This is a genomic window from Pseudomonas sp. MF09156, from assembly GCF_059862305.1.
The window spans coordinates 258948-283728 of the sequence record NZ_JCBCUR010000003.1 but is presented as its reverse complement, the minus strand read 5'-3'; the positions used below and the strand labels follow the sequence as shown (position 1 = coordinate 283728).

At 62.1% G+C, this 24781-nt stretch carries 15 protein-coding genes and 2 pseudogenes; 6 read left to right on the top strand and 11 right to left on the bottom strand.

Going from position 1 to position 24781, the window contains the following annotated elements; translation table 11 throughout:
* Positions 1–69: 69 nt before the first annotated feature.
* Positions 70–840, top strand: a complete 771-nt coding sequence (locus AC19YY_RS10350; RefSeq protein WP_169952333.1) for a ParA family protein — start codon at positions 70–72, stop codon at positions 838–840.
* Between the two features lie 116 nt (positions 841–956).
* Here the strand turns inward: AC19YY_RS10350 and trxC are convergent, their stop codons facing one another.
* The 6 genes and pseudogenes from trxC to AC19YY_RS10320 form a co-directional block, all read right to left on the bottom strand.
* Positions 957–1391 carry a thioredoxin TrxC gene (gene trxC, locus AC19YY_RS10345; protein WP_172312540.1) on the bottom strand — a complete coding sequence of 145 codons (435 nt, stop codon included), beginning with the start codon at positions 1389–1391 and terminating at the stop codon, positions 957–959.
* 120 nt (positions 1392–1511) lie between these two features.
* Complete coding sequence (gene selO, locus AC19YY_RS10340) at positions 1512–2975, bottom strand: protein adenylyltransferase SelO (RefSeq protein WP_500604141.1); 1464 nt, start codon at positions 2973–2975, stop codon at positions 1512–1514.
* Positions 2976–3023: 48 nt separating this feature from the next.
* The gene (mscK, locus tag AC19YY_RS10335; protein ID WP_169952326.1) at positions 3024–6362 is read right to left on the bottom strand and encodes a mechanosensitive channel MscK; all 3339 of its coding nucleotides are present in this window, start codon (positions 6360–6362) and stop codon (positions 3024–3026) included.
* A 70-nt stretch (positions 6363–6432) separates the two neighbouring features.
* Positions 6433–8175 carry a potassium/proton antiporter gene (locus AC19YY_RS10330; RefSeq protein ID WP_029299228.1) on the bottom strand — a complete coding sequence of 581 codons (1743 nt, stop codon included), beginning with the start codon at positions 8173–8175 and terminating at the stop codon, positions 6433–6435.
* A gap of 200 nt (positions 8176–8375) precedes the next feature.
* Positions 8376–8975: pseudogene (locus tag AC19YY_RS10325) on the bottom strand (methyl-accepting chemotaxis protein); the annotation flags it as partial.
* 303 nt (positions 8976–9278) lie between these two features.
* A pseudogene (locus AC19YY_RS10320) lies at positions 9279–9935 on the bottom strand (MCP four helix bundle domain-containing protein); the annotation flags it as partial.
* A 341-nt stretch (positions 9936–10276) separates the two neighbouring features.
* On the opposite strand from AC19YY_RS10320, the gene AC19YY_RS10315 reads away from it, so the two are divergent.
* Entirely contained in the window at positions 10277–10507 is a 231-nt protein-coding gene (locus AC19YY_RS10315) for a hypothetical protein (RefSeq protein ID WP_029299225.1), read from the top strand.
* On the top strand, positions 10504–10797 hold the full coding sequence (locus tag AC19YY_RS10310; RefSeq protein ID WP_169952322.1) for a cell division protein ZapA: 294 nt from the start codon (positions 10504–10506) through the stop codon (positions 10795–10797). The genes AC19YY_RS10315 and AC19YY_RS10310 overlap by 4 nt, the downstream gene beginning before the upstream one ends.
* On the opposite strand, the gene AC19YY_RS10305 is transcribed toward AC19YY_RS10310, so the two are convergent.
* Together AC19YY_RS10305 and putA are read right to left on the bottom strand one after the other, a co-directional pair.
* Positions 10798–12600: an acyl-CoA dehydrogenase gene (locus AC19YY_RS10305; RefSeq protein WP_500604140.1), complete on the bottom strand. Its 1803-nt coding sequence runs from the start codon at positions 12598–12600 to the stop codon at positions 10798–10800.
* A 269-nt stretch (positions 12601–12869) separates the two neighbouring features.
* Positions 12870–16823, bottom strand: a complete 3954-nt coding sequence (gene putA / locus AC19YY_RS10300) for a trifunctional transcriptional regulator/proline dehydrogenase/L-glutamate gamma-semialdehyde dehydrogenase (RefSeq protein ID WP_169952318.1) — start codon at positions 16821–16823, stop codon at positions 12870–12872.
* Between the two features lie 29 nt (positions 16824–16852).
* Between putA and AC19YY_RS10295 the strand changes: the two genes are divergently transcribed.
* Positions 16853–17107 carry a hypothetical protein gene (locus AC19YY_RS10295; RefSeq protein WP_172312384.1) on the top strand — a complete coding sequence of 85 codons (255 nt, stop codon included), beginning with the start codon at positions 16853–16855 and terminating at the stop codon, positions 17105–17107.
* A gap of 157 nt (positions 17108–17264) precedes the next feature.
* A complete protein-coding gene (gene putP / locus AC19YY_RS10290; RefSeq protein WP_169952316.1) occupies positions 17265–18749 on the top strand; it encodes a sodium/proline symporter PutP in 1485 nt (494 codons plus the stop codon).
* Between the two features lie 146 nt (positions 18750–18895).
* Here putP and AC19YY_RS10285 read toward each other — a convergent pair whose 3' ends face one another.
* Positions 18896–20164: an O-acetylhomoserine aminocarboxypropyltransferase/cysteine synthase family protein gene (locus AC19YY_RS10285; RefSeq protein ID WP_170058112.1), complete on the bottom strand. Its 1269-nt coding sequence runs from the start codon at positions 20162–20164 to the stop codon at positions 18896–18898.
* Between the two features lie 252 nt (positions 20165–20416).
* Here AC19YY_RS10285 and AC19YY_RS10280 point away from each other — a divergent pair, with 252 nt between their 5' ends.
* Positions 20417–21253: a 23S rRNA (adenine(2030)-N(6))-methyltransferase RlmJ gene (locus AC19YY_RS10280; RefSeq protein ID WP_032862126.1), complete on the top strand. Its 837-nt coding sequence runs from the start codon at positions 20417–20419 to the stop codon at positions 21251–21253.
* A gap of 96 nt (positions 21254–21349) precedes the next feature.
* Here the strand turns inward: AC19YY_RS10280 and msrA are convergent, their stop codons facing one another.
* Both msrA and AC19YY_RS10270 read right to left on the bottom strand, forming a co-directional pair.
* On the bottom strand, positions 21350–21997 hold the full coding sequence (msrA, locus tag AC19YY_RS10275; protein WP_169952312.1) for a peptide-methionine (S)-S-oxide reductase MsrA: 648 nt from the start codon (positions 21995–21997) through the stop codon (positions 21350–21352).
* A 67-nt stretch (positions 21998–22064) separates the two neighbouring features.
* Positions 22065–24755: a putative bifunctional diguanylate cyclase/phosphodiesterase gene (locus AC19YY_RS10270; protein WP_500604139.1), complete on the bottom strand. Its 2691-nt coding sequence runs from the start codon at positions 24753–24755 to the stop codon at positions 22065–22067.
* Positions 24756–24781: the final 26 nt, after the last annotated feature.

Here is a 24781-nt window from a genome sequence, read left to right as displayed (position 1 = left end):
GATCAAGGTAGCGAGCGGGCGCTTTTGCCCTCTACACTCGGGCATTCATTGATACACGGAGGTTTTTCCATGCGGCGCGTGGTGTTCAATCAAAAAGGTGGCGTTGGCAAGTCCAGCATCGCCTGCAACCTGGCGGCGGTCAGCGCCAGCGAAGGCTATCGAACCCTGTTGGTGGACCTCGATGCACAGGCCAACTCGACCCAGTACCTGACAGGGCTGACGGGTGACGATATTCCCATGGGCATTGCCGACTTCTTCAAGCAGACCCTGTCATCCGGGCCGTTTTCGAAGAAAAACCAGGTGGATATCTACGAAACCCCGTTCGACAACCTGCACGTCATCACCGCCACCGCAGAACTGGCGGACCTGCAGCCCAAGCTCGAGGCCAAGCACAAGATCAACAAGCTGCGAAAGCTGCTGGATGAACTGGCCGAGGATTACGACCGGATTTACCTGGATACCCCGCCGGCCCTGAACTTCTATGCGGTTTCGGCGTTGATCGCGGCTGATCGTGTACTGATCCCTTTCGATTGCGACAGCTTTTCGCGCCAGGCGCTGTACGGCCTGCTGGCGGAAATCGAAGAGCTCAAGGAGGACCACAACGAAGGCCTTGAAGTGGAAGGCATCGTGGTCAACCAGTTCCAGGCCCGGGCGAGCCTGCCGCAGAAGATGCTGGACGAGTTGATCGCCGAGGGCCTGCCGGTACTGCCGGTGTACCTGGCCAGTTCGGTGCGCATGCGCGAATCCCACCAGGAGAGCAAACCGCTGATCCACCTCGACCCGCGCCACAAGCTGACCCAGCAGTTTGTGGAGTTGCATAACCTGCTGGAAAACGCCTGATCATCAAGGATGAGCACGCTCGATGTGGGAGCTGGCTTGCCTGCGATGACGGTGTGCCAGCTTGCATATCCATCAAGTTGCCCCTCGCCATCGCGGGCAAGCCCGCTCCTACAGGGTTACACCCCTTGGCTACGCAACCAGCTCATCAGTTGCGGTAACGCAAATGCCCCGCTCTGGCGCGCCACTTCCCGGCCGTTCTTGAACAGGATCAGGCTGGGAATCGAGCGAATGCCCAATTGCGCCGAAAGCTGCTGGTTGGCCTCGCTATCGAGCTTGGCCAGCCGGCACTTGCCGGCCAGCTGCCCGGCCGCCTGTTCAAACACCGGCGCAAACGACTTGCACGGCCCGCACCATTCGGCCCACACATCCAACAGGAGCGGTAAATCGCCCTTGATCTGGCTGGAATAATCGCCCTGGCTTAATTCAAACGGTTTGCTGAGCAACACCGGCTGCTTGCAGCGCCCGCACTTTGGGGCATCGCCCAGGCGTTCGTGGGGGATGCGGTTGAGGGCGTTGCAGTGTGGGCAGGGGATTACAAGAGAATCGGACATGATGGGCTCCTTGGGTGTGGCCTATGGGCTCAATCTGGCGCCCGTCACGGGGATTATCAAGGCCAGACGAATAGGCGACAGTGAAGACTAACGTGGCGTGAGCACGCTGCGCTTTTGATCCTAGGACGAACAACTGATCTCCAAATGCTTGCCCCAATCGGGCGGCCGTTGCGCGTACTGCTCCATCCCGGCCTGTTCTTCAAATGGCTGGCTCAATACCTCATGCAGCCTTCGCACTTCACTGTAGTCACCTGATTCGGCGGCGGTGATGGCGTTTTGCGCCAGGTAGTTGCGCAGGATGTACAGCGGGTTGACCGCGTGCATGCGCTCGCGGCGTTCTGCCTCGCTGCCTGTGCCGTCGCGCTCAACCCGGGCCTTGTAGTCGTCGGCCCAGGCATCGAAGCCCGCGCGGTCGACAAAGTCATCGCGCAGGCGCGCCACGGCCAGTGCGGCGGATTCGTCGCCCAGATGGCGGAAGAACAAGGTGTAGTCCACGCCACTGTTTTGCATCAGTTGCAGCAGGCGCTCCAGCAGTTTCTGGTCATCGTCCTCGGCGGTGGTCAGGCCCAGGCGGCGGCGCATCAGGTCCAGGTAGTGGGCCTGGTACAGCGGCAGGTACAGGCCCAGGGTCTCGCGCAGGGCTTGCACGCTGATGTACGGCGTCAGCGCCTGGGCCAGGGCGCTGAGGTTCCATTGGCCGATGGGCATCTGGTTGCTGAAGGAGTAGCGGCCTTCGTGATCGGAGTGGTTGCAGATGAAGTGGGCGTCGAAGTCATCGAGGAAGGCAAACGGCCCGAAGTCGAAGGTAATGCCCAGGATCGACATGTTGTCGGTGTTCATCACCCCGTGACAAAAGCCGTAGGCCTGCCATTTGGCGATCAACTCGGCATTGCGCTCGACGATCTCGCGGAACATCGCCAGGTACGGCTCGGGTTGCTCCTGGCAGTGGGCGAAGTGCAACTTCAGCACATGCTCGGCCAGTTGCTGGTGCAGCTCGGTTTTCTGGGTGTAGTAGAAGTATTCGAAGTGCCCAAAGCGGATATGGCTCGGCGCCAGGCGCAGGACCATGGCCGCGCGTTCCTGCTTCTCGCGCCATACCGGGGTGTCCGAGCCGATCACGCACAGGGCGCGGCTGCTGGGGATGCCCAGGGCGTGCAAGGCTTCGGAGGCGAGAAACTCGCGGATCGACGAACGCAGCACCGCGCGGCCATCGCCCATGCGTGAGTACGGCGTTTGCCCGGCGCCCTTGAGGTGCAAGTCCCAGTGTTCGCCCGCCGCGTTATACACCTCGCCCAGCAGCAAGCCGCGACCATCCCCCAGTTGCGGGTTATAGGAGCCAAACTGATGCCCGGAATAGACCATCGCCCGCGGTTCGGCCTCGGCCCACAGCTTGTGGCCGCCGAACAGTTCGGCAAACACTGGCGTCTGGGCGACGGCTGGATCGAGGTCCAGCAGGGCCATGGCGGCGTTGCTCGCCACCACCAGCCGCGGCTCGTCGATGGGCTCGGGCAATACGTGGGTTGAGAAACCGTCGCCCAGGCGGGCGAAGCGGTTGTCGAAGGTCAGGTCGTCGAGGGCTTTCACCGGCCATCTCCAGCAGAATGTCCGAGCATTCTGCTGGGGATAGCGCGGTTAGTCGAGTTTGGCCGGCGGCGTGGGTTGCGGCGAGCCGTCATTGGCCGGCTTGCTCAAGGGCTCGATTTCCACCAGTTTGTATTCCTGGCCGTGCAGGTTCTTCAGGTAAACCTCCATCTGGCGGAACGAAATGTTGATGCTCTGCTTCTTGAACTCGCGGTTGATGAAGCGGTTGACCTCATCGATGACCGGGTTGCGGTCGCCGAGGTCGCGCACATGCATGCGCAGTTCGTGGTCCAGGGTGCTTTCGCCAAAGTTGAGGAAGTACACGTGGGGTTCCGGGTCTTTCAATACCCGTGGGTTATCCCTGGCGGCCTTGAGCAACAATTCCTTCACCAGGTCCAGGTCGGAGCCGTAGTCCACGCCGAGCTTGAGGGTCACCCGGGTGATGGTGTCGGTCAGCGACCAGTTGATCAGTTGCCCAGTGATGAAGGTTTTGTTCGGGACAATGATGTCCTTGCGGTCGAAGTCGGTGATGGTGGTGGCGCGGATGCGGATCTTGCTCACCGTGCCCGACAGGTTGCCGATGGTAATGGTGTCGCCGATGCGCACCGGGCGCTCGAACAGGATCATGATGCCGGAGATAAAGTTGGCGAAGATCTCCTGCATGCCGAAGCCCAGGCCCACCGACAGTGCGGCCACCAGCCATTGCAACTTGTCCCAGCTCACCCCGAGGGTCGACAGGGTCGACACAAAGCCCACGCCGGCGATCACATACGACAGCAGGGTGGTGGTGGCGTAGGCACTGCCCTGGGCCAGGTCCAGCTTCGACAGCACCAGTACTTCCAGCAGGCCCGGCAGGTTGCGCGCCAGGGCAAAGGTAATGCCGATGATGATCAGCGCGCCCAGCATGTCGCCGATGCTGATGGGCACCATGCTGATATTGGCGCCGGTGCCGCTGGTGTATTCGTAGAGGGTGACGTTGTCCAGGTAGGAGAACACCGAGATCAGGTCCGACCAGACCCAGTACAGCGCCGCAATAAAGCCGCCGAGCAGGGCCAGGCGGATCAGGCGCATGGATTGTTCGTTGACCTGCTCGATATCCAGGGTCGGTTCCTCGATCACCACTTCGCCGTCGCCGGCTTCCTTGGCGGCCTGGCGTTTGGCCAGTGCCCGGGCATAGGCCAGGCGCCGCGCGGCAACACCCAGGCCACGGACGAAGGTGGCTTCGATCACCAGCCAGAACATCAGCAGGTACAGGGTGTTGATCAGGCGGTCGCTGAGTTTGAGCGCGGTGTAGTAGTAGCCAAAACACACGGCGATAAACAGCGCGATGGGCAGCGCGGTAAACGCCACGCCGACGACCTTGCGAAACAGCGAGGCCTTTTCATGGGTCGGGCTGTTGAGCAGCAGGCGGCTGAGCAGCCAGGCCATCAGCCCATAACAGGTGAGGACTACGGCGATCCCCAGCACATCATCGGCCAGGGCTGCCGGCTGGTGCTCGGCGATGGACACCACGGCCACCAGCGCCAGCACCACCAGCCCCAGCTTGCGGATCCAGCCCTGGAGAAACTCGACCTGGGGTTTTTCCCAGCGGAAATGCAATTCGGCCACGCCACCCGGCGCGAGGATGCGATAGGCGGTGTAGAACACCAGCCACGCCTGGGAAATTTGCACCAGGGCCATGCCCAGGTTGGCGTTCTGCCCGCGTGCATCGATCTGCAGGGCGTAGCCGCACAGCGCCAGGCCGAGGGTTACCGGCAAGGCCAGCAGGATATTCACCAGGATCGCGACCGGAGTGTGCCACTGGCTGTCCCGCTTGAAGTGCCCGATATCCATATGGATTTTTTTCAGGCGCTCGTAGAGGCTGTTGCGCCGCCACAACAGCGCGCCGATCAATAGCAGCAGGGGCAGGAACAGCAGCGGGCGCTGGGCCAGGCCGTCATACAGTTCGCTGAGGCTGGAGGCCCAGGGCAGGGTGTCGACCTGTTTGCTCAGGCGGTTGGGCACGCCTTCGAGCCATTCGACGTCCAGCGGCTTGTTGCTGGGGATCCAGAACATCTGTTCGTCGAGGGTCGCGCGCAGGCTGGCGGCGGTGCTGAGCAGTTGTTTCTGGTTCAGTTGCAGGGTGATGGATTCGTTGAGCAGCGCGCTCAACTCCCGGCTCAGGCGTTCGAGCAGGTCGCTGCGGGTCACGGCCAGCTCCAGCAGGGTGCGGCGCAACTGTGGCGTGACCTGGTCCTCGGGCTGGTTGGCCAGCAGGTTGTCGACGTAGGTGCTGGGCGAACTGATCAGTTCGCGCTGCTGGTTGACCTCGAACTGGTACAGGCGAATGTTGGCGATATCGTCGGCCAGGTCGCGGTCGACCTTCAGGCGCGGCAAGGCCTGTTTCTGTTTATAGAGGATCTTCGATAGCAGCAGGCTGCCCTTGAGCACGTTGATCTGCTCGTCCAGGGCCGAATCGCTCTGGGTCACGTTGTCCAGCAGCTGTTTGGTTTGCAGGTTCTGCTGGGTCAGCTCATTGAGCCGGTCGGTGCTTTTGAGCAGGTAGTCAGAGAGTTTCAGGTTGGCTGCGCTTTCCGTAGCCAGCAGGCTGCTGCCACCGGCCTTCTGCGCTTCGATGGACTGCTGGGTCACGGTTTCCTGGGACTGGGCCAGGCGTTTCTGGTTGATCAGGGTTTGCAGGTCCTGGATTTCCTGCTCCAGGCGCGCGGTTTTTTCCACCGCCAGGTCATGTTGGCTGTTACCCAGGTCTTGCAGTTGGCTGTTGCCCGCCAGCTCCTGGCGGCGCAGCGGGATCAAGGCGTTGAGCGCCGCCAGTTCGGCGTTCAGCAGGTTGCGCTGGTCGCCATTTAGCGGTTTGCCATTGTCCTTGCCGGCCTTGAGGATGCCGTTGATCTGCTGGATGCGCGTCTGGCTGTTGCTGATTTCGGTCTGGGCACGCTCGGGGCGGGTTTGGGCGGCGATGCTCAGGCTGTTGGCGTCGGCCAACTCCTTTTGTAGGTCGCCTTGCTGGGTGCTGCGCTGCACCAGCAGTTGTTCGAGCTGCGGCACTGGCAGGCTGGCGTAGCGCTGGGCGACCGGGACCACCTTGGTGGCCTTGAGCCGGGCCAGTTCACGGGCGTTTTCCGTGGTCTGGCGTGGCGCGTCTTGCAATTGGCGCTTGAGATCGCTCAGGCGTTGCTCGTAGTCCTGCTTGTTGCCCAGCAACGTCAGGGTCTGCTGCAACACATTTTGCAGCGCCTTCATGTCGGCGTCGGGCAGTTTGCGGTCCGGCAGCTTGTCCAGGGTCTGTTGCACACTCTCGATGCTTGGCGGGTCGGCGGCGAACACCGGGCTGACGCAGAGACTCAGGCCCAGCAGGGCAGTGGCTAAAAAAGTGCGCAGGATTGTCATAGAGACCGGTCGAACAAGATGAAGAATAGGGGGCGTGTTGATGGCCAATGGCACACCGTCGCCCCGCAGTTTAGAGGAAGAGTCCGGGGGCCGGGCGACTTCCTTCGGGGAATCTGACGCCGACTTTGCCGATCTTGTTCCCGTCCATCACGGCGACTGTCCAAATGGTGTTGTTCCACTCCACCTGGTCGCCGACGATGGGGGCGCCACCGACCTTCTGCGTGATGAACTGGCCCAGCGGCATGTCCGGATCGATGCCGTCGAGTTTGAGCCCGTACAGCGCCGACACCGCGCCCAGCTGGGCGTCGCCTTCGAGCACGAAGTCGCCGAAGAAGCGCAGGTCCAGGCCCCGTTGCGGCGCCTGGCTGAACAGTTTGCCGAGGGCGGCGAGGTTGTGTTCATGGCCGATCACGCACAGCAAATCATCGGCTTCGAGCACCGTACTACCCGACGGATGGAGCAGTTGCTGGCCGCGAAACAGGGCGGCGATCCGCGTGCCTTCGGGCATTTTCAGCTCGCGCAGGGCGGCGCCGATGCACCATTTCTCGGCACCCAGGCGGTAGACGAACAACTCCCACTCGCTGGTGACGTGTACTTCCAGGGCCGCCCGGGAAATCGGCGCGGGCTCGGGCGGTACCGTTACTTTCAAGAGCTTGGCTACCCACGGCAGGCTGGTGCCCTGCACCAGCAACGACACCAGCACGATAAAGAACGCCAGGTTGAAATACAGCTGGGCATGGGGCAAGCCGGCCATCAGCGGGAACACCGCAAGAATGATCGGCACCGCGCCGCGCAGGCCGACCCAGGCGATAAACACTTTTTCGCGGCCATGGAACGCCTTGAACGGCAGCAGGCCAACCGCCACCGACAGCGGCCGCGCAAACAGGATCATCCACAGCGCCAGGCCCAGGGCCGGCAGGGCGATGGGCAGCAGGTCATGGGGCGTGACCAGCAGCCCCAGCACCAGGAACATGCCGATCTGCGCCAGCCAGGCCATGCCGTCGAGCATATGCAGGATGCCGTGGCGGCTGCGCACCGGACGGTTGCCGATCACCAGGCCGCACAGGTACACGGCGAGGAAGCCGCTGCCGTGCAGGGCGTTGGTCAAGGCGAAGACGAACAGGCCGCCGGCGATCACCAGGATCGGGTACAGGCCGTTTGCCAGGTTGATCCTGTTGACCAGTTGCAGCATCAACCAACCGCCGCCCAGGCCGATAATGCCGCCGATCCCGAATTCGCGGATCAGGTGGGTCAACAGGCTCCAGTGCAGGCCAGTCTGGCCGCTGGCGAGCATGTCGATCAGGGTTACGGTGAGGAACACCGCCATCGGGTCGTTGCTGCCGGATTCGATTTCCAGGCTGGCGCTGACCCGTTCGTTCAGGCCCTTGCCGCCCAGCAGCGAGAACACGGCGGCGGCGTCGGTGGAGCCGACGATGGCGCCGATCAGCAGGCCCTGGATGATATTGAGGTCAAACAGCCAGGCCGCCGCCATACCGGTGAGGCCGGTGGTTATCAACACCCCCACGGTCGCCAGCGACAGGGCCGGCCACAGTGCCACGCGAAAACTCGCGACCCGGGTCCGCAAGCCGCCATCGAGCAGGATCACTGCCAATGCCAGGTTGCCCACCAGGTACGCGGTAGGGTAGTTATCGAAAATGATCCCGCCGCCATCGACGCCGGCAATCATGCCCACGGCCAGGATAATCACCAGGATCGGGATCCCCAGGCGGGACGAAAGAGAACTCACCAGAATGCTCGCACTTACCAGCAACGCGCCGATCAAGAACAGGCTGTTGATGGTCGTCGCATTCAAAGGCAGTACTCCGGAATTAAGGCGAGGCGCAGACTGACCATGCAGTCTGCGTGCCAGCGATTCTAACCTGTTGAATTGCTGCGCTGTCAAAAAGCTTTTGTAGGATCTGGCTTGCCTGCGATGGCAGCGCCGCGGTGAATCAGGCTCACCGCGGCGCTGCCATCGCAGGCAAGCCAGATCCTACAGGGGGTGACTGTATTTCAGAGGCGGAAACGCCCCACCATCCCATTCAAATCCACCGCCAGGCGTGACAACTCGCCGCTGGCCGCACTGGTCTGGCTGGCGCCCGTGGCCGATTGCACCGACAAGTCGCGGATGTTCACCAGGTTGCGGTCCACTTCCCGCGCGACCTGGGCCTGCTCTTCGGCGGCGCTGGCGATCACCAGGTTGCGCTCGTTGATCTCGATAATCGCGCTATTGATGGTATCCAGGGACATCCCTGCGCCTTTGGCGATATTGAGCGTCGACTCGGCGCGCTCGGTGCTGTTGCGCATCGAGTCCACCGCCTGTTCAGTGCCGGCCTGGATACTGCCGATCATCCGCTCGATTTCACTGGTCGATTGCTGGGTGCGATGGGCCAGGGCCCTTACTTCATCGGCAACCACCGCAAAACCACGCCCGGCTTCCCCGGCACGCGCCGCTTCGATGGCGGCGTTGAGGGCTAGCAGGTTGGTCTGGTCGGCCAGGCCGCGAATCACATCCAGCACCTTGCCGATATCCCGCGATTCTTCGGCCAGGGCGCCGATCAGGGTGGCGGTGCCCTGTACATCGCCGCTCATGCGTTCGATGGCGCTGACGGTTTCCTGCACCAGGTCGCGGCCATCGCCCGCCGAGGTGGTGGCGTTTTTCGAGGCCTCGGAGGTGCTGACCGCATTGCGCGCGACTTCTTCGACGGCGCTGGTCATCTCGTTGACAGCGGTGGCTGCCTGCTCGATTTCATTGTTCTGCTGGGTCAGGCCACGGGCGCTTTCGTCGGTGACGGCGTTCAGCTCTTCGGCAGCCGAGGCCAGTTGAGTGGCCGAGCCGGAAATGCGCTGCAGGGTGTCGCGCAATTTCTCCTGCATTTTATTCATCGCGCGCAACAGGCGGCCGGCTTCGTCGTCGCCATCGACCTTGATCGGCTGGGTCAGGTTGCCTTCGGCAATGTTCTCGGCGGCGTCCAGGGCTTGGGCAATGGGCAGGGTGATGCTGCGGGTCAGCAGCCAGGCAAACAGCACAGTCAGCGCCGTGGCCAGCACCAGCAGGGCCACTACCAGGTCAAAGGCTGAATCATATTGATCGGCAGCTTTCTGGTTGCTGTCGTTGGCCATCGAATTGTTGATGTCCAGCAGGCGCGTCAGCACCGCGTTGACCGCCTCGGAGTTGCTCAGCAGTTCGGTGTTGAGCAAGGTGCGCAGCTCTTCGGTCTGATTGTTGCGCGACAGGCTCTTCATCCGCTCTTCGATCTGCCGGTACTGGCCCAGCAGGCGTACATAGTCGTCGTAGGCCGAGCGCTCCTCGCGGCTGTCGATCAGCTTTTCGTACACGCTCTGGGCGGCACGAATCTGCTGGTTGCGCAATTCAAAGGCTTCCAGGGTCTTTTGTTGCACATCCGGCTCGCGGTTGGTCAGCAAGCGGTAGGACAGCACGCGCAGGCGCAGGGTCAGTTGGGTGAAGTCGTCCAGCGCGCGAATGCTCGGCACGCTGCGCAGGGTGATGTCTTCGGTGGCGCCACGGATCTTGCTCATCTGGTTCAGCGCAAAAATACCGAGAAACAACATCAGCGCACCAATGCACGCGAAGCCGAGAAACGCGCGCGGCGCGATATTCATATTACGAAGAGACATGCAATGGTCCTGGGAGAGGCGCGATCCGTGCGGCTTTGAGGCGGGGTAAGCATGACCTATCGGACATACGACTAAAGTCTTGAGGGGCTGTGCGCTTTTGTCGCACCTTGCGCGCATTGGAATGGATTCAGGAACCAGATGGCGTAAATGCAGTCACTAAGGCTCCACAGCGTGGCCTGACCCGTGAAATCGGGGCTGCGCGCCAGGATAACCCTGGCTTCCACGGTGAATTTTCTTTATCGTCACCGCCCTTTGAAAAAGCCCGAGAATTCAAAATGTTAGAAACATCCCTCAGCCAACTGGAACAACTGGTCAGTGACCTGGTGCAGCAGAATCAAGCATTGCTGGGCACCAACGAATCCCTCAAGGCGGAACTGGCCCGCGCCAAGGATGAGAACGACAGCTTGCAACTGAACCTGATGGAACAGGAAGAAAAGCAGGGCGCCACTGCAGCCCGTATCCAGGCGTTGGTTGAGCGTGTGAGCGCAGGTCCTGTGAGCGCATGAGTGAAGGGATAAAGGTCGTTTCGATTCTCGGTGAGGATTACTCGATCAAGGCACCGGACGGGGAAGACAACACCCTGCTCAAGGCCGTGACCCTGCTCAAGGCGTCCCTGGCCACCACCAAGCAGAAGTACCCGACCCTGATCGGCGACAAGCTGCTGGTGCTGGCGGCGCTGAATCTATGTGCCGAGCAGATCGACATGCAGCAGCGTCACCAGCAGGAACTCGACCGTTACCAAGAGCAAGTCAGCGCCACGGTCGACGTGATTGCCAAGGCCATCGGCCAGCCCTGATCAGAACCATTCATCCTGCATGGCCAGGCACGTATCGTCCCGAGTTTCCAGGATCGACAGTTCATGATGGCAGCCCGGTACTTCCCACGTCAGGAAGTACCGGGCCGCTTGCAGCTTGCCTTTATAGAAGGCCACATCCGCCGCATTGCCCCTGGCCAACCCTTCTTCGGCGCGGATCGCCTGTTCCAGCCAGCGCCAGCCAATCACCGTATGCCCAAACACTTTCAGGTACAGCGCCGAGTTCGCCAGGCTGCTGTTGACCTTGCCCTGGGCGAGATCCGTCAACAGTCCCAGGGTCACCCTTTGCAGGCGTGCCACCAGTTGCTCCAGCGGCTCGCGCAATGGCGTGAGTGACGGATATTCCTGCGCCCGTGCGCCCGTCTCGGCGATCAGGCGAATCAACTGCTTCAAACCCGCGCCGCCGTTTTGCCCCAGCTTGCGCCCCAGCAGGTCCAGGGACTGGATGCCGTGGGTGCCTTCGTGGATCGGGTTCAGACGGTTGTCGCGGTAGTACTGCTCCACCGGGTATTCGCGGGTGTAGCCGTGGCCGCCGAGAATCTGGATCGCCAGTTCGTTGGCCTTGAGGCAGAACTCCGAGGGCCAGGACTTGACGATCGGCGTCAGCAGATCGAGCAATTCATGGGCCTGCTTGCGCGCGGTTTCGTTGTCCAGGGTGGTGGTGTCATCGAACAGCCGCGCGGCGTACAGGCCCAGGTCGAAGGCGCCTTCCACATAGGCTTTTTGCGTGAGCAGCATGCGCTTGATATCGGCGTGCTGGATGATCGACACCGGTGAGGTGTTCGGGTCCTTGCTGTCCGGCAGGCGGCCTTGCGGGCGTTCCCGGGCGTACTCCAAGGAATACAGGTAACCGGCGTAGCCAAGCATCACCGCGCCCATGCCGACGCCAATCCGTGCCTCGTTCATCATTTGGAACATACACGCCAGGCCTTGGTGCGGCTTGCCCACCAGATAGCCGACACACTCGCCGTTATCGCCGAAATTCAGCGCCGTCGAAGTGGTGCCGCGCCAACCCATCTTGTGGAACAGTCCGGCCAGCAGCACATCATTGCGCGGGCCCAGGCTGCCGTCCTCGTTGACCAGGAACTTGGGCACGATAAACAGCGAAATGCCCTTCACCCCAGCGGGCGCATCCGGCAGTTTGGCCAGGACCATGTGCACGATGTTTTCCGACAGCGGGTGGTCGCCACCGGAGATAAAGATCTTGTTGCCCTTGAGCCGGTAGGTGCCGTCCGCCGCCGGCTCGGCGCGGGTGCGGATATCCGACAGCGACGAGCCGGCATGGGGCTCGGTCAAGGCCATGGTGCCGAAGAACCGGCCTTCGATCATCGGTTGCAGAAAACGCTGCTTCTGCTCCTCGGTGCCAAAACTTTCGATCAGATTGGCCGCGCCCATGGTCAGGAACGGGTACGAAGTGGAAGCCGCATTGGCTGACTGGAAATGCGCAAAGCAGGCCTGGGACAGCAGTGTCGGCAGTTGCATGCCCCCGGCTTCGAAACTGCGCGCCGCATTCAGAAAGCCGGCTTCGAGGAAGGCATCCACGGCAGGTTTCACCTCCGGGATCAGGATCGCCTGGCCGTCTTCGTAGCGCGGTTCGTTTTCGTCACCTTTGCGGTTGTGCGGGGCGAAGTACTTTTCGGCGATGCTGCGGGCAGTGCCGATGGCGGCATCGAAGGTTTCGCGATTATGTTCGGCAAACCGCTCGCGCTGGGTCAGGCCCTCGGCATCGAGGACTTCATACAGCTCGAAAGCCAGATTGCGGGAACTGAGGAGCGTCTCGGACATGGCGGCTTACCTATGTGGGAATAGGCTGCAGTCTAAGTGCGCGAATAGAGGCGCGATAGCAAGATTGATCTGGGTGATGGAGCAGCAAAACACAGCGCAAAGGTATGACGCGGTCAATGTGGGAGCTGGCTTGCCGGCGATAGCGGTAGGCCAGGCAATATTTGCATGGCTGACCCGCCACTATCGCAGGCAAGCCCGCTCCCACACTTATCCGGTTTCGACCGATGCAATGCAGTGGGGCACCCATTGCAGGTGCCCCACTGGATTGATTAGCCGATGGTCATCAAGCTCGCGTTACCACCCGCCGCAGCGGTGTTGACGCTCAATGCACGTTCGATCACCAGGCGCTCCAACGCAATGTTGGTTTCGCCCGAAGACAGGCCGTTGACCCCGACAATCGCGCCGCTACGCTGCGCCACTTGCTGGCAAACCCCGCGCAGTTGGTCGCAATCGCCATGGTGCAGGACCGCATCGAAGATCACTTCGTCCTTGGTCCAGTCGGCCACGCGCTGGATCTTCGCCTGAACTTCCTTCGGCAGCCGTGGGAACAGCGCCTTGGTCAGGTCAGTTTCCGGCCATACCGCCGAGCTGCCTACAGCCAATACCGCCGCCAGTTGCGCCAGCAGATCGCCTTCCACCTCTGCCAGGCACAGTACGTGCTCGCGGGGCAGGATGGCGTAGCTGTTGCGCTCGCCGGTCGGGCCGGCCAGCAGGCGGGTGATACCGCTTTGCGATTGCGCGGCGAACTGGTTGCACAGGGCGCCCAGGTCGCTGAACTTATTGCTCTCGGCCCAGGTTTTCAGGGCGGTCAGCGGTTGGCTCATGGCGTCACGCAGACGTACATCCGGCGCGGCCAGTGCGTCACCCCGTACGAAGGATTGCTCGATCGCATCGGTAGGACGTGTCGACAGCAGGCGGTACAGGTACAGCGGGCCACCGGCTTTCGGACCGGTGCCCGACAAGCCTTCGCCGCCGAATGGCTGCACGCCGACCACGGCCCCGACGATGTTGCGGTTGACGTAGACGTTACCGGCATGGACGTTGTCGATCACCTTGGCGATGGTCTCGTCGATACGGGTGTGCACGCCCAGGGTCAGACCGTAGCCAGAAGCATTGATCTGACCGATCAACTGGTCGATTTCCTTACGCTTGTAGCGCACCACGTGCAGGACCGGGCCGAAGATCTCCCGTTGCAGCTCGTCGAAGCTTTCCAGCTCGATCAGGGTTGGCATCACGAAGGTGCCGCGCTTGATTTCTTCGCTGTCGGCGATTGCCACCTGATACACGGTGCGACCCTTGTCGCGCATGGCCTGGATGTGTTTCTCGATGCCCGCCTTGGCTTCGGCATCGATCACCGGGCCGATATCCACGGACAGGCGCTCCGGATTGCCGAGACGGCATTCGGCCATGGCGCCCTTGAGCATTTCGATGACGCGGTCTGCCGAATCTTCCTGCAGGCACAGTACGCGCAAGGCAGAGCAGCGCTGGCCGGCACTGTCGAAGGCCGAGGACACGACGTCGATCACCACCTGTTCGGTCAGGGCCGAGGAGTCGACGATCATCGCGTTCTGGCCACCGGTTTCGGCGATCAGCGGGATTGGGCGGCCCTGGGCATCCAGGCGCCCAGCGACGTTGCGTTGCAGCAGGCGCGCCACCTCGGTGGAACCGGTGAACATCACGCCTTTGACGCGATCATCACCCACCAGGCGGGCACCGACGCTTTCGCCCTGGCCCGGCAGCAGTTGCAGCACGCCTTCAGGGATGCCGGCTTCCAGCAGCAGGCGCACGGCTTGCGCGGCAACCAGCGGGGTTTGTTCGGCCGGCTTGGCCAGTACCGGGTTACCGGCGGCGAGTGCGGCGGCGACTTGGCCGCTGAAGATCGCCAGCGGGAAGTTCCATGGGCTGATGCAGACTACCGGGCCCAGTGGGCGGTGGGCGTCGTTGGTGAAGTCGTTACGCGCCTGCACTGCGTAGTAGCGCAGGAAGTCCACGGCTTCACGCACTTCGGCGATGGCGTTGGCGAAGGTCTTGCCGGCTTCGCGGGCCAGCAGGCCCATCAGCGGCTGGATCTCGCCTTCCATCAAGTCGGCGGCACGTTCCAGGATCGCGGCGCGTTCGGCCGGCGGGGTGGCCTGCCAGATCGGTGCGGCGTTGAGGGCGCACTGGATCGCGTTGTCGACGTCTTCGACCGTGGCTTCCTGGACATGACCGACCACATCCCGCAGGTCGGACGGGTTCAGTACCGGCACAGCGGCTTCATTGCTCGAAGCACAGCCGAGCATCGGCGCGGCTTTCCAGTTGTTGTGCGCGGTGGCCAGCAAGGCGCAGGACAGCGACGCCAGGCGGTGTTCGTTGGCCAGGTCGATACCGGCCGAGTTGGCGCGCTCGCTGCCATACAGGTCGCGCGGCAGTGGGATACGCGGGTGCGGCAGGCCGAAGCCGCCTTCCAGCGTAGCCATCTGCTCGATGCTGGCCACTGGATCGGCCACCAGCTCCTGGATCGAGATGGATTGGTCGGCGATCCGGTTGACGAACGAGGTGTTGGCGCCGTTTTCCAGCAGGCGACGCACCAGGTAGGCCAGCAGTGTTTCGTGGGTGCCGACCGGAGCGTACACGCGGCACGGACGGTTCAGCTTGCCTTCGGAAACCTTGCCTACAACCTGTTCGTACAGCGGTTCACCCATGCCGTGCAGGCACTGGAACTCGTACTGGCCGGGGTAATAGTTCTGGCCGGCAATATGGTAGATGGCCGACAGGGTGTGGGCGTTGTGCGTGGCGAACTGCGGGTAGATGACTTCCGGTACCGACAGCAGCTTGCGTGCGCAGGCGATGTAGGAAACGTCGGTGTACACCTTGCGGGTGTAGACCGGGTAGCCTTCCAGGCCTTCGACCTGGGCGCGCTTGATCTCGCTGTCCCAGTACGCGCCTTTTACCAGGCGGATCATCAGGCGGTGACGGCTGCGGCGTGCCAGGTCGATCACGTAGTCGATCACGTACGGGCAGCGCTTCTGGTAGGCCTGGATCACGAAACCGATACCGTTCCAGCCGGTCAGTTGCGGCTCGAAGCACAGGCGCTCGAGCAGGTCCAGGGACAGCTCCAGGCGGTCGGCTTCTTCGGCATCGATGTTCAGGCCGATGTCGTATTGCTTGGCCAGCAGGGTCAGGGACAGCAGGCGCGGGTACAGCTCGTCCATCACGCGCTCGTACTGGGCACGGCTGTAGCGCGGGTGCAGGGCCGACAGCTTGATGGAGATGCCTGGGCCTTCATAAATCCCACGGCCGTGAGAGGCTTTGCCGATGGAGTGAATGGCTTGTTCGTACGAGGCCAGGTACTTCTGTGCATCGTGTTCGGTCAGTGCAGCTTCACCGAGCATGTCGTAGGAATAGCGGAAGCCCTTGGCTTCGAACTTGCTCGCATTGGCCAAGGCTTCGGCGATGGTTTCGCCGGTGACGAACTGCTCGCCCATCAGGCGCATGGCCATGTCGACGCCCTTGCGGATCATCGGCTCGCCGCTCTTGCCGATGATGCGGCTCAGGGAGGAGGTCAGGCCGGCCTCGTTGTGGGTGGCGACCAGTTTGCCGGTCAGCAGCAGGCCCCAGGTGGCGGCGTTGACGAACAGCGACGGGCTGTTGCCCAGGTGCGGCTGCCAGTTGCCGGTGCTGATCTTGTCGCGGATCAGCGCGTCACGGGTGCCTTTGTCAGGGATACGCAGCAGCGCTTCGGCCAGGCACATCAGCGCCACGCCTTCCTGGGACGACAGGGAAAATTCCTGCAGCAGGCCCTGGACGATACCGGCACGGCCGCCGGCGCTCTTCTGGTTACGCAGTTTTTCGGCAATCGAGGCGGCCAGCTTGTTGGTGGCTTCGGCCATCTGGGCCGGCAGGCGGGCCTGCTCGATCAGCATCGGCACCACTTCCGGCTCAGGGCGGCGGTAGGCGGCAGTGATCGAGGCGCGCAGCACCGATTGCGGCAGGATGCTTTCGGCAAATTCGAGGAAGCACTGGTGGGCGTGGTCGTTCTGCACCTCACCGGCGTCGTCTGCGTCCTTGAGGCCCGAACCGTTGAGTTCGGTCAGGGTTGCACCACCCTCCAGTTTCTCCAGGTAATTGAAAATTGCCTGCTTGATCAGCCAGTGCGGCGTGCGATCAATGGAGGTCGCGGCGGCCTTCAGGCGTTCGCGGGTCGGGTCATCGAGTTTGACCCCAAGGGTGGTCGTAGCCATATTTTTATCCTCATGGGTGCCACTACTGCGTGGCATCAGCTGGCGGCAAGATTAGCTTTGCGCCGTACGAGGTGCAACCGGGTGCAACCCATTTTCTTCAGGAAATCCGCACTGCTCGTCAGAATTCATTTTCACTCGACGGAATCGGCTTGTTGTTGGTGCATTTACTTCTGGATTTGGCTGTTCTTGCTCCGAAAAGGAGCAAAAAACTGCCATTTGCCGAAAAACGCCTACAGGTGCAACTAATTCTCAAGAAACTGGTTGCACCTTATTTGCTTTGTTGAATAGCATTCGCGGCCAAGGTGCAACCAATTGTAAAGTTCGGTTCATCGGCTGATGGCTTTCCTGGGGAAACGTCAGTCATAAATGCGCGGCATGCAGCTTCGTCTACAAGAGCTGACAGACCGCCGCTACATAAAAACAAAGCCAGGGCGTAACTCAATGAGCGTAAGTAATCCAACCCTGATCACATTTGTGATCTACATCGCCGCAATGGTGCTGATCGGTCTCATGGCCTATCGCTCCACCAATAACCTTTCCGATTACATCCTCGGTGGTCGCAGCCTCGGCAGCGTCGTTACCGCACTCTCGGCTGGCGCCTCGGATATGAGCGGCTGGTTGTTGATGGGCCTGCCGGGCGCCATCTACATGTCGGGCCTGTCGGAAAGCTGGATCGCCATCGGCCTGATCGTCGGTGCTTACCTGAACTGGCTGTTTGTGGCCGGTCGCCTGCGCGTGCAGACCGAACACAACGGCGACGCCCTGACCCTGCCGGACTACTTCTCCAGCCGCTTTGAAGACAAAAGCGGCCTGCTGCGGATTATCTCGGCGGTAGTGATCCTGGTGTTCTTCACCATCTACTGCGCCTCCGGCATCGTCGCGGGTGCGCGTCTGTTCGAAAGCACCTTTGGCATGTCCTACGGGACTGCGCTGTGGGCCGGTGCTGCGGCGACGATTGCCTACACCTTCATCGGTGGTTTCCTGGCAGTGAGCTGGACAGATACCGTACAAGCCACGCTGATGATCTTCGCGTTGATCCTCACGCCAATCATCGTGCTGCTGGCCACCGGCGGTGTCGATACCACGTTCCTGGCTATCGAAGCGAACGATCCAACCAACTTCGACATGCTCAAAAACACCACCTTCATCGGCATCATCTCGCTGATGGGCTGGGGCCTGGGCTACTTCGGCCAGCCGCACATCCTCGCGCGGTTCATGGCGGCGGATTCGGTCAAGTCGATTGCCAATGCCCGTCGTATCTCCATGACCTGGATGATCCTGTGCCTGGCCGGCACCGTGGCGGTAGGCTTCTTCGGTATTGCCTACTTCTCGGCACACCCTGAAGTCGCCGGTCCCGTGACCGAAAACCCTGAGCGTGTGTTCATCGAACTGGCCAAGCTGCTGTTCAACCCGTGGATTGCTGGCGTGCTGCTGTCGGCCATCCTGGCTGCCGTGATGAGCACCCTGAGCTGCCAACTGCTGGTGTGCTCCAGCGCCCTGACCGAAGACTTCTACAAGGCTTTCCTGCGCAAGGGCGCGTCCCAGCTTGAGCTGGTATGGGTCGGCCGGATCATGGTGCTGGTGGTAGCGTTGATCGCGATCGCAATGGCCGCCAACCCGGAAAACCGCGTACTGGGCCTGGTGAGCTACGCCTGGGCCGGCTTCGGCGCTGCGTTCGGTCCTGTGGTGCTGATCTCGGTCCTGTGGAAAGGCATGACCCGCAACGGCGCACTGGCCGGGATCCTGGTCGGCGCGATCACCGTGATCGTGTGGAAACACTTCGAACTGCTGGGTCTGTACGAAATCATCCCAGGCTTCCTGTTCGCCAGCCTGGCGATCTACTTCGTGAGCAAGATGGGCGCCCCGACTGCCGGTATGGTTGAGCGCTTCACTGCTGCCGAGAAAGACTACAACCTCAACAAATGAGGCGTTCGTATTGGCCTTGATGGCCAGGTGAACTGAAAAAGGCCCGCATTCTTGGATGGCGGGCCTTTTTTTGTGTCGGGATTTACTGAAATTGCCTGTAGCGCACGCAGCCACGCCAGCCTTGCCTGGCTGCGTGCGCGGGTGAGTCAGGCGTCCAGTGACTGTTGCAGGTCATCGAGCAGGTCTTCAACCGCCTCGATACCCACCGATAGGCGGATCATCTCCGGGCGTACCCCGGCCTTGGCTTGCTCGTCTTCGTTCATCTGCCGGTGGGTGGTGGACGCCGGATGGCAGGCCAGGGATTTGGCATCGCCGATATTCACCAGGCGCTTGAAGATTTGCAGCGCATCGTAGAAACGCACACCGGCCGCATAGCCGCCCTTGAGGCCGAAGGACAGGATCGCCGAGGGTTTGCCCTGCATGTACTTTTGCGCCAGGTGATGGTGCGGGTGATCCGGCAGGCCGGCGTAGCTGACCCATTCCACCTGCTCGTGGGCTTGCAGGAACTGCGCGACTTTCAGCGCGTTCTCGGTATGGCGCTCCATGCGCAGGGCCAGGGTTTCCAGGCCTTGCAGCAGCAGGAAGGCGTTCATTGGCGCCAAGGCTGCGCCGGTGTTGCGCAGCGGTACGGTGCGGGCACGGGCGATAAAGGCCGCCGGGCCGAATTTTTCGCTGTACACAACACCGTGGTAGGCCGGCTCCGGCTGGTTGAGGCCGGGGAATTTGTGCGGGTAGTCGGTCCAGGGGAAGGTGCCGCTGTCGACGATCACTCCGCCCAGGGAGTTGCCGTGGCCGCCGACATACTTGGTCAGGGAATGCACGACGATATCCGCGCCAAACTGGATCGGCTTGCACAGGATCGGCGTGGCGACGGTGTTATCCACCATCAGCGGTACGCCACGGGCATGGGCGACGTCGGCCAGGGCCTGCAGGTCGACGATATTGCCGGCCGGGTTGCCGATGCTTTCGCAGTACACCAGCTTGGTGTTGTCGTCGATCAGCTCGGCGATGGCCTCGGCCGAGTCATCACGGGCGAAGCGCACGTCCACGCCGAAGCTCGGCAGCAGGTGGGCGAACAGGGTGTAGGTGCCGCCGTACAACTGCGGGGTGGAGACGATATTGTCGCCGGCGCGGGTCAGGGCCTGGATGGCATAGTGGATCGCCGCGCTGCCCGCCGACACGGCCAGGGCAGCGATCCCGCCTTCCAGCGCCGCCATGCGCTGCTCCAGCACATCGTTGGTGGGGTTCATGATCCGTGTGTAGATGTTGCCGGGCACGTCGAGGTTGAACAGGTCGGCGCCGTGCTGGGCGTTATCGAACTCGAACGCGACGTTCTGGTAGATCGGCACGGCGACGGCCTTGGTGGTCGGGTCCGACTTGAAGCCGTGATGCAATGCGATTGTGGCGTCTTTCATGAGTGTTACTGACCTCCCTGGATTGCATGGGGCAGCCCCGGATAAGGTAGGAGCTGGCTTGCCTGCGATGGCATCAGCGCAGAGTACGGGTAATACCGCGTCGCCTGCATCGCGGGCAAGCCCGCTCGCACATAACTCGCTAGAACGTTTTCGCTGCTGTTCCTACATTTGCGACATAAGCACCGCCCAGCATGCAGCCCTGCACCTTTGCCCGCGTAAAAGGTAAACTTCGCCCCCTGCGCAGGAGCAACCATGAATTATCGTCACGCCTTTCACGCCGGCAACCATGCCGATGTCTTCAAACACCTGACCTTGACCCGCCTCATCGCCCTGATGTCGCGCAAGGAGCAGCCGTTTGCCTATCTCGACACCCACGCCGGGATTGGTCTGTACGACCTGCAAGGCGACCAGGCCAACCGCACCGGTGAATACCTGGAAGGCATCGCCCGCCTGTGGGGCGAGGCGGACCTGCCGGCGCTGACCGCCGACTACATGCAGGTGCTGCACGAGATGAACCCGGATGGCCAATTGCGCTATTACCCGGGTTCGCCAGAGCTGGCGCGGCGCCTGACCCGGCCCCAGGACCGCGTGCTGCTCAACGAAAAACACCCCGAAGACGGTGTGTTGCTCAAGGACAACATGAAGGGCGATCGGCGTGTGAAGGTCCATCTGGGCGAAGGTTGGCACGTGCCACGGGCCTTGCTGCCGGTGCCGGAAAAGCGCGCGTTGATGCTGATCGACCCACCCTTCGAGCAACTCGACGAGATGCAGCGCTGCGCCGCCTCCCTCAAGGAAGCCGTGGGCCGCATGCGCCAGACGGTCGCCGCGATCTGGTACCCGGTGAAGGATCAGCGCATGTTGCGCCGCTTCTACCAGGACCTGGCCGGCACCGGCGCGCCGAAGCTGCTGCGTGTGGAATTGCTGGTGCATCCGCTGGACACGCCCAACACCCTGACCGGCTCGGGCCTGGCGATTGCCAACCCGCCGTGGGGGCTGGAGGAGGAACTGCGTGAGCTGCTGCCGTGGCTGTCAAAGAAACTGGGGCAGACCCAGGGTGGCTGGCAGATGGATTGGTTGATCGCCGAATAACGGCATCGCTGTTTAGATTGCTATCGCGGGCAAGCCCGCTCCCACATGGTTATGCGATCCCATGTGGGAGCGGGCTTGCCCGCGATGCTTTTGAGGTCAGATCGGGCAGGTCACGCCAGTACCGCCGATCCCGCAGTAACCCTGCGGGTTCTTCGCCAGGTACTGCTGGTGGTAGGCCTCGGCGAAGTACACCGTTGGCGCCTGGTCGATTTGCGTGGTGATCTCGCCCAGGCCAGCCTTGGTCAGTTCTTCCTGATAAGCCTGTGCACTGGCCTGCGCCGCGTCCAGTTGCTCAGGCGTGGTGGCATAGATCACCGAGCGATACTGGCTGCCGATATCATTGCCCTGGCGCATGCCCTGGGTCGGGTTGTGCAGTTCCCAGAACATCTTCAACAGGTCTTCGTACTTGAGCTTGGCCTGGTCATACACCACCAGCACCACTTCGCTATGGCCGGTCAGGCCCGAGCAGACTTCTTCATAGGTCGGGTTTGGCGTGAAGCCGCCGGCGTAGCCGACCACCGTGCTGACCACGCCGTCGCGCTGCCAGAACTTGCGCTCGGCGCCCCAGAAACAACCGAGGCCAAAGATCGCAAAGCCCACATCGTCCATAAACGGGCCCAGCAGCGGGTTACCGTTGACGAAGTGCGTCTCGGGCAGGTTCATCGGGGTTTCACGACCAGGCAAGGCTTGTTCGGCAGTAGGCAGCACGTTTTTATTCACCAGGATTTCCGAGCGCAAGACCATGATCAGTCCTCTCGTCAGGTTGAGTTAACAGTTCAGACCACCAGTGTGCCCGAGTGTTACAGCGCTGTCAGGCGATTGGCCCGCGCGGATAGCGTTTGAGCTTCTCTAGCAACTCGGAGCCGGGAATTGGCCGGTCGAACAGGTAGCCCTGGCCGACGTCGCACCGATGGCGGCGCAGGAACGCCAGTTGTTCGGCGGTCTCGATGCCTTCGGCGACCACCTTGAGCTTGAGGTTGTGCGCCATGGCGATCACTGCCGAGGTGATTTCCATGTCGTCCTGGTTGTCCGGGATCTCATGGATAAAGCTGCGGTCGATCTTGATGATGTCGATGGGGAATTTCTTCAGGTAACTGAGGGACGAGTAACCGGTGCCGAAATCATCCATGGCCAGGGTCAGGCCAAAGCTCTTCAACTGGTCCAGTTGCAGGCGCGTGTCTTCGGTGGCTTCCAGCAGCAGGCCCTCGGTCAGCTCCAGCTCCAGCAGGTTGGCCGGCAGCTGTTCTTCCTTGAGGATGCTGGCGATGGAGGCCACCAGGTCCGGGTCGGAAAACTGCTTGGGCGACAGGTTGATCGCCACCTGCAGGTTGCCCAGGCCGGCGGCGCTCAAGTGCTTGCTCATGCGGCAGGCCTGGCGCGCGATCCATTTGCCGATGGGGATGATCAGGCCGGTCTCTTCGGCGACGCTGATGAACTGGTCCGGGCGGATCATGCCCTTTTCCGGGTGGTTCCAGCGCAGCAGCGCCTCCATGCCCAGCAGGCGCCCGCTGCGCAGGCACAGCTTGGGCTGGTAGAACACGTCCAGCTCGTTCTGGGTCAGGGCGCGGCGCAGGTTGTTTTCGACGAACAGTTTGTAACTGGCCTCGGCATTCAGGGCCTCGGTAAACACCTGCACCTGGTGCTTGCCGTTGGCCTTGGCCTTGTGCAGCGCCAGGCCGGCGTTGCGCATCAGGGTCTGCGGGTCGCGGCCATGCAGCGGCGCGCAGGCCAGGCCCACGGAGCCGGTGACGCTGATCAACTGGTTGTCGACGAACATCGGTTTGTCGAGGGTCATCAGCAACTGGCAGGCCATTTGCTGGCCGGCCTCAAGGTCGGCGTTGTCGAGCAGCACCGCAAATTCGTTACTGGCAAAGCGTGCCAGGCTGCCGCCGGCATTGAGGCTGTTGCGCAGGCGTCGGGCCAGGCTGATCAGCAGCTTGTCGCCGGTCTGGTGGCCGAGGCTGTCGTTGATCCGCTTGAAGTTGTCGATATCCACCAGCAGCAGGCTGATGGGCGCGTCGCTGTCGCGGGCGAAGCGTTCGTCGAGGTTGCGGATAAACGCCGGGCGGTTACCCAGGTTGGTCAGGTTGTCGGTGTAGGCCAGACGCTCGATACGCTGCTGGGCCAGCTTGGTCTGGGTGATGTCTTCGTAGATGCCGATGTAGTGGGTCAGTTCGCGGTTGTCGCCATACACCTTGGAGATCGACAGCTGGCCCCAGTACGGTTCGAGGTTTTTGCGCCGGCTCTTGAACTCGCCCTGCCAACTGTTGCTCTTGGCAAGGCTGGAGGGTGCGTCGAACAGCAGTTCGCTGAGGTTTTCCAGGGCCGGCAACTGGGCCAGGCGATGGCCGTGGACTTCCTCGGTGCTGTACTGGGTGATCGCGGTGAAACTGGGGTTGACGTACTCCACCACGCCGTCGCAATTGACCAGCAGGAAGGCATTGGCACTTTGCTCCACGGCGCGCTGGAACAGGTGCAGGGCGCTGGTGGCGGTGCGCCGGTTATGGTTGTTGATGACCTGGGCGAACTGGTCGGCCAATTCGCCGGCAAAGGCGATTTCATCGGACAGCCAGTCCCGGGTGCCAGCGCTTTGTTCCAGGCACAGTACGCCCACCACCTGGCCATCGACGCGGATGCTGGCGTCGAGCATGGCGTGGATGTCCATGGGCCGCAGGCTTTCGACCATGTCCCGGGTGCGCGGGTCGCGCATCGCATTGCCGGCATCGATGGCGCGGCTGCTCTGCAGGGCTTCGAGGTAGTCCGGGAAGCCACTGGCATCAATCGGCGCCGGCATATGGTGTTGCTGGTCGGCGCGATGAAACGCAGAGATCGGCACCAACTGCTGGCCTTCGAGGTTCCAGATGCTGGCGCAGTCGATCTGGTAGATGTCACAGGCACTGCGGGTGATCAGTTCGGCGGCTTCTTGCAGGGAGTTGTTGGTGCTGTAGCGCTGGCGGGCCAGCAGCAGGATCAGTTCCTGCTGGGCGCGCACCCGCTCCAGGTGCTGCAACTGCTCCTGTTGGGCGCGCTGGTTGAGCTCCAGGGCGATCTGCAGGCGGCTGTTCTGGTCTTCCAGGTCGGCGGCGGGCAGCGGCGCCAGGTTGCTGAATAAACCGTCCACCACCATCAGGTAGCCGCGCAGCAGGTGGCGATTGTGTTGCTTGTAGGCCTCGCCGACCTCCAGCAGGCTCAGCGGGCCGTCGTTGGTGTGCAGGGTGTAGCGCACCAGGTAATGGGGGCTGGTGGTCAGTTGCTGCTGGATCGTGTCGTGCAACTGATAGCGCGCCTGGGGTTCCATCAGGCTGGCGTAGGGCGAGCCGATCAGCGAGCACAGCTCTACTGCGGGCAAGCCGAATTGGCGTTCACAATTGGGGTCGAGGTACAGCAGCGCCCAGCTAGCCTCATTCAGCCGCTCGAAACGCAGCATACCGAGGCGCGAAGGCACCGGTAATTGCGTCACGACCTCGGCCGCCGTTCGGGCGACATCGGGTTGGCTTTTCATGGGGGAACTCGCTTGGAAAAATGCGC

What these genes read in the sequence shown, in the direction of transcription:
- AC19YY_RS10350 (WP_169952333.1), top strand. Translation starts at nt 70, where the DNA reads ATGCGGCGCGTGGTGTTCAATCAAAAAGGTGGCGTTGGCAAGTCCAGC.
- AC19YY_RS10310 (WP_169952322.1), top strand. Translation starts at nt 10,504, where the DNA reads ATGAGTGAAGGGATAAAGGTCGTTTCGATTCTCGGTGAGGATTACTCG.
- AC19YY_RS10270 (WP_500604139.1), bottom strand. Translation starts at nt 24,755, where the DNA reads ATGAAAAGCCAACCCGATGTCGCCCGAACGGCGGCCGAGGTCGTGACG.
- trxC (WP_172312540.1), bottom strand. Translation starts at nt 1,391, where the DNA reads ATGTCCGATTCTCTTGTAATCCCCTGCCCACACTGCAACGCCCTCAAC.
- msrA (WP_169952312.1), bottom strand. Translation starts at nt 21,997, where the DNA reads ATGGTCTTGCGCTCGGAAATCCTGGTGAATAAAAACGTGCTGCCTACT.
- putA (WP_169952318.1), bottom strand. Translation starts at nt 16,823, where the DNA reads ATGGCTACGACCACCCTTGGGGTCAAACTCGATGACCCGACCCGCGAA.
- AC19YY_RS10280 (WP_032862126.1), top strand. Translation starts at nt 20,417, where the DNA reads ATGAATTATCGTCACGCCTTTCACGCCGGCAACCATGCCGATGTCTTC.
- putP (WP_169952316.1), top strand. Translation starts at nt 17,265, where the DNA reads ATGAGCGTAAGTAATCCAACCCTGATCACATTTGTGATCTACATCGCC.
- AC19YY_RS10315 (WP_029299225.1), top strand. Translation starts at nt 10,277, where the DNA reads ATGTTAGAAACATCCCTCAGCCAACTGGAACAACTGGTCAGTGACCTG.
- AC19YY_RS10285 (WP_170058112.1), bottom strand. Translation starts at nt 20,164, where the DNA reads ATGAAAGACGCCACAATCGCATTGCATCACGGCTTCAAGTCGGACCCG.
- mscK (WP_169952326.1), bottom strand. Translation starts at nt 6,362, where the DNA reads ATGACAATCCTGCGCACTTTTTTAGCCACTGCCCTGCTGGGCCTGAGT.
- AC19YY_RS10305 (WP_500604140.1), bottom strand. Translation starts at nt 12,600, where the DNA reads ATGTCCGAGACGCTCCTCAGTTCCCGCAATCTGGCTTTCGAGCTGTAT.